Genomic DNA, 9,120 nt, shown 5'->3' on the forward strand with positions numbered 1-9,120 from the left:
TGCCGTGATGGTGGGGGTTTGTTTTTGCTTGTGCAAAGTGAGAAATTTTGCGATTGCAATTTGTGTGATTAAGATAAAATTTGGTGCATAAAAAACCCTTTGAACAGACATTCAAAGGGTTTGAGAGTTTAATTTTTAAATCAGATAGAAAACGATGAGCCGCAGCCACAAGTGGTGGTGGCGTTTGGATTTTCTACGGTGAAGCGCGAGCCTTCCAAGCCTTCTACATAATCAATTGTTGAGCCGTGCAAATATTGATAGCTTAGGCTGTCTACCACCATCATGGCATTGCCGTTTAAAAAAGTGGCGTCGTCTTCGTCCGCTTCTTCGGCAAAGTCAAAGCCATAAGAAAAACCCGAGCAGCCACCGCCTGTTACATAGACGCGCAACATGAGTGCGTCATTGCCTTCTGCGGCTTTGAGTTGGGCGAGTTTATTGGCGGCATTGTCGGTTAGGGTCATGGTGTTCATGGAATTCTCGTAATTTGATTTATCAGTTTGCTTATTATAGCATAATCGGGCTTTTGGCGATAAAATCAAGGTTTTGTTCGCTGAATTTCTTGGCAACTTGATGGTATAATAACACCAATCACACAACAGATGATAAACAATGATTGAATTTCAAAACGTGGCGGTGCGTCAAGGTGGGCGGCTGCTGTTTTCAGACGTAAATTTACAACTGCACAAGCCGCAAAAAGTCGGACTGACGGGCAATAATGGCACGGGCAAATCCACACTGTTCGCCACGATTTTAGGTGAGCATGGCGCAGACGCAGGCAGTGTTGTTATGCCGAGCGCTTGGCAGGTGGCGCATATGGCGCAGGAAATTGAAGCAAGCGAGCGCAGTGCGCTGGATTATGTGCTGTCTGGCGATGAAGAATGGTATCGGCTCAATGACGCTTTGCAGGATGTGAGTGCGCTTGGGGCGCAGGAAATCGGCAAAATGCACGAGCGTTTTGATGAGATTGACGGCTATCGCACGCCATCAAAAGCGGCGCAAATTTTGTCAGGGCTTGGTTTTGCTGAAGCGGAGCATACTCAGGCGGTGAAAAGTTTCTCTGGTGGCTGGCGAATGCGCTTGAATTTGGCGCGCACGCTCATACACCGAGCTGATGTGCTGCTTTTGGACGAGCCGACCAACCACTTGGATTTGGACGCGATTTTATGGCTGGAAGAGTGGCTGGCGAAATTTGATGGCTTGGTGCTGCTTATCAGCCATGATCAGGCGTTTTTGGATACAGTGTGCGACAGAATTTTGCACATTGAAATGGCGAAAATCACGTCTTATACAGGCAATTATTCGCAATTTGTGCGCACTCGCAGCGAGCGACTTGCCCAAGAGCAGCAGGCGTTTGAAAAGCAGCAGGCGACCCGTGCGCATTTAGAAGATTATATTCGCCGTTTTCGTGCCAAAGCCACCAAAGCCAAGCAGGCGCAAAGCCGCATTAAGCAGCTTGAGCGTATGACTGAGCTTGCCCCTGTGATGGCGCAAAATCAGTTCAGTTTTCGTTTTTATGAGCCTGCGTACATGGCAAGTCCGCTGATTGTGCTGGACAATGTGACCATCGGTTATGATAAGCCGCTTTTGAGCAAGGTGCGCCTGCAAATCACGCCTGATGTGTGCTTGGGTGTGCTGGGCGCAAATGGCGCGGGCAAATCCACGCTGATTAAGGCGTTGGTGGGCGAGTTGCCGCTCATTGATGGGGTGCGTCAGGTGTCTGAGACGCTAAAATTGGGCTATTTTAATCAGCACCAAATGGATGCGCTGGACGCTGCCGCCACACCGATGATTTTACTGCGGCGCTTGGCAGGACAGACGAGCGATGCCGATTTGCGAGCGTTTTTGGGCAGTTTTGATTTTCGTGGCGATGCGATTGATTCGTCTGTGGCGGATTTTTCTGGCGGTGAAAAGGCACGCCTGACCTTGGCACTCATCGTGTGGCAGCGCCCCAATGTGTTGGTGCTGGACGAGCCGACCAACCACTTAGATTTGCAAATGCGTAATGCGCTGATGTTGGCGTTGCAAAATTTTGCTGGTGCGATGATTTTGGTGTCGCACGACCGTGATTTATTGACGAGCGTTTGCGATCGCTTGCTTTTGGTGGCGGACGGCAAGGCGCAAGAATTTGTGGGCGATATGAGCGATTATGCCGAGCATTTGCGCCAAGCCAGACTTGCGCGCCAGCTTGCCAATCGCCAAGCACACAATGCGTCAGGTGCACTTGACAATCAGTTGTCAAATTCGTCAAATCAAGCTGTTAAAGAAGCGACAAATGACAAACCTGCGCTTTCCAAAGAAGAAATTCGCAAGAAAAACGCAGAAAATCGTCAAAAAACCGCACCGCTTAGAAAGCAGATTGAGCAGCTGGAAAAAACGCTGGAAACTTTAAGTGAGAAGCTGGCTCAAATTGAAGAAAAGCTGTCCGATAATGCCTTGTACGATGAAACCAACAAAGAGCAGCTGCTGGCACTGCTTGATGAGCAGACCGCACTTAAGGCGCAAAATGATGACGCTGAAGAAGCGCTGCTGATGGCGATGGACGAGCTTGAGCAGCTGGAAAAAGTATTGGCGCAGCTGTGATGACGCAGACTTATTATCAGCTTTTGGGCGTGCGTAAAAACGCCACGCTTGCCGAGATTAAAAAGGCGCACCGTGCCATCATGGCGGCGCATCACCCAGATAGGCGCACCCACGATGGTGTGTGCTCTGACGGTGAGCGTGCGAGCGATGAATACATTGCGCAGATTAACGCAGCTTATGAGATGCTTAAAAACCCTGTCAAGCGTGCCGAATATGATAAGACTTTAGGCTTTAAAGGTGTGCTGCAAGGCGAATTTGGCGCACGTTTTGAAGCGGATTTTGAGCAATTTGGGCGCACGGTGGGCAAGCAAGTAAAGCAAAATTTGGCGCAGTTTCGTGAAACGGTGCAGCGCAAAGTTTTTGATAAATTTAGCTTTGAACGTGCGCAAACCCAAACCCAAAATCAAGCACAAGCCCACGCCAAATCAGACGATGAAAATGTGCATATCACACTGATGGTGGACGTTTGGCAGGTGGCACTGCGCGAAAAACTCACCATCACTACGCCATATCGCACGCTCACGATTGCGCTGCCTGCCTTGGTGGACGAGCCTTTTGTGGTGCTGGGCGCAGGCAAGCCTTTAAATGACGGTTCTTGGAGTGATTTATACATCACGCTAAGCATCAAACCCTTGGTGGTAGATGGGCTTAATGACGCACAAAAACACGCTTTTGCCGTGCTTAAAAATGCCTTTAATGAGCAAAACAACCAAAATTGACAACTAATTACCAATATTTAAAAGCTGAATTTATTATAATTGACAACCAGTTTGCATTTTAAATTATTGACATAAATAAATTGACAATCAGTTGTCAAAATAGATTTTACCAAAAATTTTACAAGACAATTCATCAGAATTTTTCAACCAAATTTTACCAATAAAAGCGATTTTATAATGACAGTTTCACCTTCTAATAAGTGTTTTAGCGTACCAAAATTTGCACCGCCTGCGTGGCTAAAAAATCCGCATTTACAGACGATTTTACCGCGTTATGTGGTTAAATATTCGCCTGAATATCAGCGCACGCTTATCAAGGATTCTTTGAATGAAAGCGATGTGGCGTATGATTTTTTGCCAGTGGCGGACGAAAAAGTGGACGGCAAATACCAAAAACCGCTGGTGGTGCTGTTTCACGGCATGGAAGGCTCAAGCCAAAGCCATTATGCCAAAAATTTGGCGCGCGTGGTGGCGGCAAAAGGCTGGCATTTTGTGGTGGTGCATTTTCGTTCGTGCGGTGGTGTGCCTGTGTCAGGCAGGGTGTTTTATAATGCGGGCGACACCAAGGAAATCTCGCACAATCTGCACCATCTTGCCAAGGACTACGCCAATATTTATGCGGTAGGCGTGTCGTTGGGCGGTAATGCGCTGGCAAAATACATGGGCGAATACGGCTCGGACGCACTGCCTACCAAGGCTGCGGTGGTGTCTGCGCCTGTGGATTTGGCGAGCAGTTCGGTGGCGATGGAGCGGTTTTTGGGCAAGAAAATTTACACGCCGTATTTGCTCAATCCCATCGTCAAAAAAGCGCTTGCCAATCAGCTGACCGATGATGAGCTTGCCACGCTCAAATCCGCCAAACGCATGGGCGATTTTGACAACGCTTTCACCGCGCCAAGACACGGCTTTCGCTCAAAAAACGACTACTACCGCCAAGCGTCTGCTTTGCCGTATTTGATTGATGTTGCCAAGCCGACTTTGCTCATCACTGCTAAGGACGATCCGTTTTTGGGCGTGATTGCCGAGCCAAATGACGTGTCGGCGGATGTGCTGCTAAACAGCACCAAATATGGCGGACACATTGGTTTTATGAATTTTAATTATGCCACGCGCCGCTTTGATATGGATTATATCCCAGCGCAAGTGATTGATTTTTTTGAAAATTCTTAAATCTGCGCACGAGAGCAATCTTAATACACACCGCCAACACAGCGGTAAGATGAATTTGTTATAATGATAAATTTTCTGATTTGACCATAAATTTGGTTTGCTTGGCTGAACAAAAACCAAGCCAGAAAAACGAAAATTTGTCAGATGATTTGTCAATAAATGTGGGGTGGGGTGTGCGAGCATTGGTGCTGTCGGTCAGTGCGATTTTAATTTGGCTGCTAAGTTTTTCGCTTGCGCGGTCTGTGGTGTGGTGGCTGAAGCCTTTTGTGGCGGTGAAACTTGCGTCTGTGGCGACGCTGTTTTTGGTGATTGGCACAGCGTTTTTGGTGGCGTTATTTTTTGGGGCGTTTCGTGCGTCTTTGGGCTATTTGGCGGTGCTGTGGCTGTGGTTTTTATCGGCTGTGGTGTCGGCTGCACTGATTGCGCTTGCCAAAAAATTTGGTTTTGAGTCGCCGCTGGGATTTCGTGTGTTTGCGCTTGCCAGTTTTGTGGGTTTGGTGTCGCTTGCCGTGTATAATGCGTACACGCCTGTGGTGCGCCATCTGACGGTGCAGGTGGATAAGCCTTTGGCTGAGCCTGTGCGCCTTGCGCTGGCGAGCGATACGCACCTTGGGGCGATGGTGGGCAATCGAGAACTTGCCAATCTTGCCGAGATTCTACGCCGTGAAAACGTGGACGTGCTGCTGCTGCCGGGTGATATTATGGACGATGACACCGAGCATTTTGACGGCAAGCAAATGGCGCAAAATTTTGCGGATGTCATCGCTGCGCCGCACGTTGCCAGTATCGCAAGCCTTGGCAATCATGATTTGTACCAAACCCACGCTTATCGCGCCATCACCAGTGCCATCACTGACAGCCGCGCAATTTTGCTCAATGATGAAGCGGTGCAGCTGTCCTTCACCAAAAATGGCGCGCCCATCACGCTAAATATCATCGGCAGATTTGACGACCATCACGCAGGCAGAGCGCCAACAAGCGCACTGATGGCGCACGTTGATAGCACTTATCCGACCATTTTATTAGATCATCGTCCCAGCGAAATCATGCAAAACGTTGCGTTGCCGATTGATTTGCAGGTTTCTGGACATACGCACAATGGGCAAGTTTTCCCTGCCAATTTTATCGTAAAAATGCTCAATCGTGTGGGCTATGGGCATGAAAAGATTGACGGTACGCACGTTGTGGTGTCGTCTGGCTATGGGTTTTGGGGCATTCCGTTTCGCCTAGGTTCGCAGTCGGAAGTGTGGGTGATTGAAATGGTGGGCAAGGCTGAGTAATTTAGCGATAAAATCAAACCCAAAAATAAAAAGCGTTGGTAAAAAACCAGCGCTTTTTTGATGAAAGATTTGATGAAAAATTTGATAAAACTTGTCAAGTGGTTTGCCAGCCTTGCTTTTAACTGCAAGGCTTTATGATGGCTTAGCTTGCGTTTTTTAGTCCTAGCACGTCTTGCATATCGTACAGCCCAGCTGGCTTATCCGCCGCCCACACCGCAGCACGCACTGCGCCAGCGGCAAAGGTCGTGCGGCTTTGGGCTTTGTGGGTGATTTCAATGATTTCACCATCCATGATGAACTCCACCGTATGCTCGCCCACAATCTCGCCGCCACGCACCGCGTGCATACCGATGTCGCCAGCTGTGCGTTTGGCTGCACCATGACGGCCATGCACCAAGGCGGTTTTTAGGCTTTGTTTGCGAGCGTCCGCCACTGATTTTGCCATCATTAACGCTGTGCCGCTGGGTGCATCGATTTTGTGCTTGTGGTGATGTTCAATGATTTCTACGTCCGCTTCTAGTCCCAGCACTTTGGCGGTGGTGGCAAGCAAATTCAGCGACAAATTCACCCCTGTGGAGAAATTGCCCGCATACACGATGGCGATTTCTTGGCTTGCGGCGGTGAGTTTGGCTTCTTGCTCGGCATTTAGTCCCGTTACACCCATGATGAGCGGCTTTTTTTGTGCCACGCATTGCGCCAGCACGTCATCTAAGGCTTCTGGCAAGCTAAAATCAATCAGCACATCAATGCCAGACACATCAAGCGTGCTAAGCGCCACGCCATTTTTACCTGTGCCGATAAATTCGCCTGCGTCCACACCAATCAGGCTTGACACACTGCGCACAAACGCGCCAGCGAGCTTGGTTTTTGGGTTATTATCCGCTGCTTGTAGCAGCATTCGTCCCATGCGTCCTGATGCGCCCATGATGCCGATGTTTAAGGTGCTTGAAGTCATGCGAGTAATCCTGTGTTGGTGATTTGTGCCATCATCATAGCACATTTGTGTAAAAAGAGTAGGGTTTTCTTGAAAGTGCGTTGTAAGTTTGTAATGTCATTTAAGTTGTGGTTTGGTTGTCCTTGGCAAAGCAGTCAAGCAAAACTTGCACTGCTGCTTCGGTTTTGGCGGATTGTATGCGATAAGGCGTTGCCAAATAAAAATCCATGCTGGGCAGCGACCACTGTGGCAATACCACTTGTAATTTACCGTCTTGGACCGCTTGGTCAATCTCTCCGCTGATTTGCAAAGATAAGCCAAGCCCTGCTTTTGTTAGGGTGTGCAGCGCTGACAGCTGATTGCAGCGTGAACGGTTATTGATGTGTAGTTGGTGGGTGGTGGTGCCGTGGCGCAAGGTGATGTCAATCGGCTCAAGATACAGCCAGTTATGCAGGTATAAATCATCAGGACTGTTGATGGGTGAATGCTGTGCTAAATATTCTGGGCTGGCGCAGATTTGCCATTGCCATGTCGTCAGATAGCGCGCCACAACGTTTGGATTATGGCTGATTTGGTCGCTGGTGTGAATGGCGATGTCAATTTTACCGTCATGCAGCGATGGCAGCGCATCATCAAAATGTAGCTGTGGCGATAATTGTGGGTAGTTTTGCTGGAGTTGTTTGAGTGCTTGACAAAAAGTGTGTGACATCGCAAAACCAGACGGTATGCAGATGTGCAAGTCGCCCACCACTTCGGTTTTAAGATTTTCCAAGGTTTGCAAGGCATCATCAAGCGTGTGCTGCAGACGTTGACAATGTTTGGCGAGTGCCTGCCCTGCGTCTGTTGGGCTAAGTTTGCGTGTGCTACGATCCAGCAGCTTGACATTGTGCTGACTTTCTAGGCGGCTGACGTGCTGGCTGACTGCTGACGGGCTGATGCCGAGCGCTTTGCCAGCGGCATTCATCGAACCTTTTTCTAGCACATAAGCAAAAGCAAGTAAGGGTTTGACATCTATCATAGGCGTTTTAAATGATTTAAAAAGTTTGTGTAAGTATTACCTTTTTTCGTATGGCAAATTTGGTGGTAGTTTCGGTCTTGTTAATTTGGTTTGACACATCGCCAAGTTTATCAGCAAGTGTTATTCAGCTGTCTGCACTTGATTTTGTCTCTGGTTAAACTGATTGGGTTATATTAAGCTCAGCTTAATCAAAGAAGCATATTTTGGCTATTGTTTGTAAGTTTAAGTGTATTATAATAGCTCGCCATTGACAAGATGGTTTGGTGAATAAATTTGTTTTTGGTTTATCAAAATATTCATTGTAATTTGCCAAATCCATATAAAGTTAGAAAATCCTTTTACGAATTAACAACGAGTGTAGCAATGACTTATCGCAATTCAAAAGCCTTTTTGATTTTACTGCTTGGCATGCTGTCGGCTTTCGGGCCTTTTGTGATCGACTTGTATTTGCCAGCGTTGCCAGCATTGGCGCAGTTTTTTGATACCAGTGCGTCCATGGCGCAGATGACGCTTACTACAGGCATGCTGGGTTTGGCGTTTGGTCAGCTGATTTTTGGACCTTTGAGTGATAAATATGGTCGTAAAATGCCTTTATTGGTATCGCTTTTGGTGTATTTGGTCAGCACGGTGCTGATTGTGTTTGCGCCCAGCATTGAAGCTTTGATTGCACTACGATTGGTGCAGGGTTTGGCTTCGGCAGGCAGCGTGGTGATTTCACGCGCAGTGGTGGCAGATTTGTACGAAGGTCAGGAAATGACGCGATTTTTTGGTGCTCTGATGACGGTTAATGGACTTGCGCCAATTTTATCGCCAATTTTGGGTAGTGTGTTGCTAAAATTCACTGATTGGCGCGGTATGTTTGTGTTTTTGGCATTGATTGGTGTGGCGATGATACTGACGACAACACGATTTTATGAATCTTTGCCAGTACAAAAGCGCATGAAAGAATCGGTGGCAAGTTCGTTTGCAGCACTATTTAAAGTATGGGGCTGACGTAGATTAGCAACCATGTTATACTAGTTTTATGAAGATAACCCATTGTAAACTAAGTAAAAAAGTTCAAAAAAGACTACTTGAATTTTTTGTAGCCCAAGTTACTGCTAGAACTGCCGCCAATTTGATAGGTGTTCAATATAACACAACCATATTATTTTACCACAAAATCCGCCTTGTGATAGAATACCACTTAGCTCTTGAAGCCAGTCAGCTCTTTGATGGCGAAATTGAACTTGATGAAAGCTATTTTGGTGGTATTCGTAAAGGCAAACGTGGTCGTGGCGCAGCTGGTAAAACTGCTGTATTTGGTTTATTAAAACGCAATGGTAAAGTTTACACTGTTGTTGTTAAAGATACTAAGACAAATACACTAATGCCAATTATCACAAGTAAAATCAAGCCTGATAGCATTGTCTACACAGA

At 47.3% G+C, this 9,120-nt stretch carries 9 protein-coding genes; 6 read left to right on the top strand and 3 right to left on the bottom strand.

The window, feature by feature from the left end; translation table 11 throughout:
- Positions 1-140 precede the first annotated feature (140 nt).
- Positions 141-470, bottom strand: a complete 330-nt coding sequence (erpA, locus tag B0181_RS04655; RefSeq protein ID WP_078276327.1) for an iron-sulfur cluster insertion protein ErpA — start codon at positions 468-470, stop codon at positions 141-143.
- 139 nt (positions 471-609) lie between these two features.
- Here erpA and B0181_RS04660 point away from each other — a divergent pair, with 139 nt between their 5' ends.
- From B0181_RS04660 to B0181_RS04675, 4 genes are all read left to right on the top strand, one after another.
- Entirely contained in the window at positions 610-2,580 is a 1,971-nt protein-coding gene (locus B0181_RS04660) for an ATP-binding cassette domain-containing protein (protein WP_078276328.1), read from the top strand.
- On the top strand, positions 2,580-3,299 hold the full coding sequence (locus B0181_RS04665; protein ID WP_078276329.1) for a DnaJ domain-containing protein: 720 nt from the start codon (positions 2,580-2,582) through the stop codon (positions 3,297-3,299). The genes B0181_RS04660 and B0181_RS04665 overlap by 1 nt, the downstream gene beginning before the upstream one ends.
- Before the next feature lie 177 nt (positions 3,300-3,476).
- Positions 3,477-4,469, top strand: a complete 993-nt coding sequence (locus B0181_RS04670) for a YheT family hydrolase (protein ID WP_078276330.1) — start codon at positions 3,477-3,479, stop codon at positions 4,467-4,469.
- 101 nt (positions 4,470-4,570) lie between these two features.
- Positions 4,571-5,749 (top strand): metallophosphoesterase, encoded by a 1,179-nt coding sequence (locus B0181_RS04675; protein ID WP_133141525.1) that lies wholly within the window; start codon positions 4,571-4,573, stop codon positions 5,747-5,749.
- 142 nt (positions 5,750-5,891) lie between these two features.
- Here B0181_RS04675 and dapB read toward each other — a convergent pair whose 3' ends face one another.
- The gene (gene dapB, locus B0181_RS04680; protein ID WP_078276332.1) at positions 5,892-6,704 is read right to left on the bottom strand and encodes a 4-hydroxy-tetrahydrodipicolinate reductase; all 813 of its coding nucleotides are present in this window, start codon (positions 6,702-6,704) and stop codon (positions 5,892-5,894) included.
- Positions 6,705-6,804: 100 nt separating this feature from the next.
- Positions 6,805-7,701, bottom strand: a complete 897-nt coding sequence (locus tag B0181_RS04685; protein ID WP_078276333.1) for a LysR family transcriptional regulator — start codon at positions 7,699-7,701, stop codon at positions 6,805-6,807.
- A gap of 363 nt (positions 7,702-8,064) precedes the next feature.
- Here B0181_RS04685 and B0181_RS04690 point away from each other — a divergent pair, with 363 nt between their 5' ends.
- Complete coding sequence (locus B0181_RS04690; protein ID WP_078276334.1) at positions 8,065-8,694, top strand: MFS transporter; 630 nt, start codon at positions 8,065-8,067, stop codon at positions 8,692-8,694.
- A 31-nt stretch (positions 8,695-8,725) separates the two neighbouring features.
- A partial coding sequence (locus B0181_RS04695) for an IS1595 family transposase (protein ID WP_143821572.1) occupies positions 8,726-9,120 on the top strand: 395 nt, incomplete at its 3' end.

This window comes from Moraxella caviae (genome assembly GCF_002014985.1).
GTDB lineage: Bacteria > Pseudomonadota > Gammaproteobacteria > Pseudomonadales > Moraxellaceae > Moraxella > Moraxella caviae.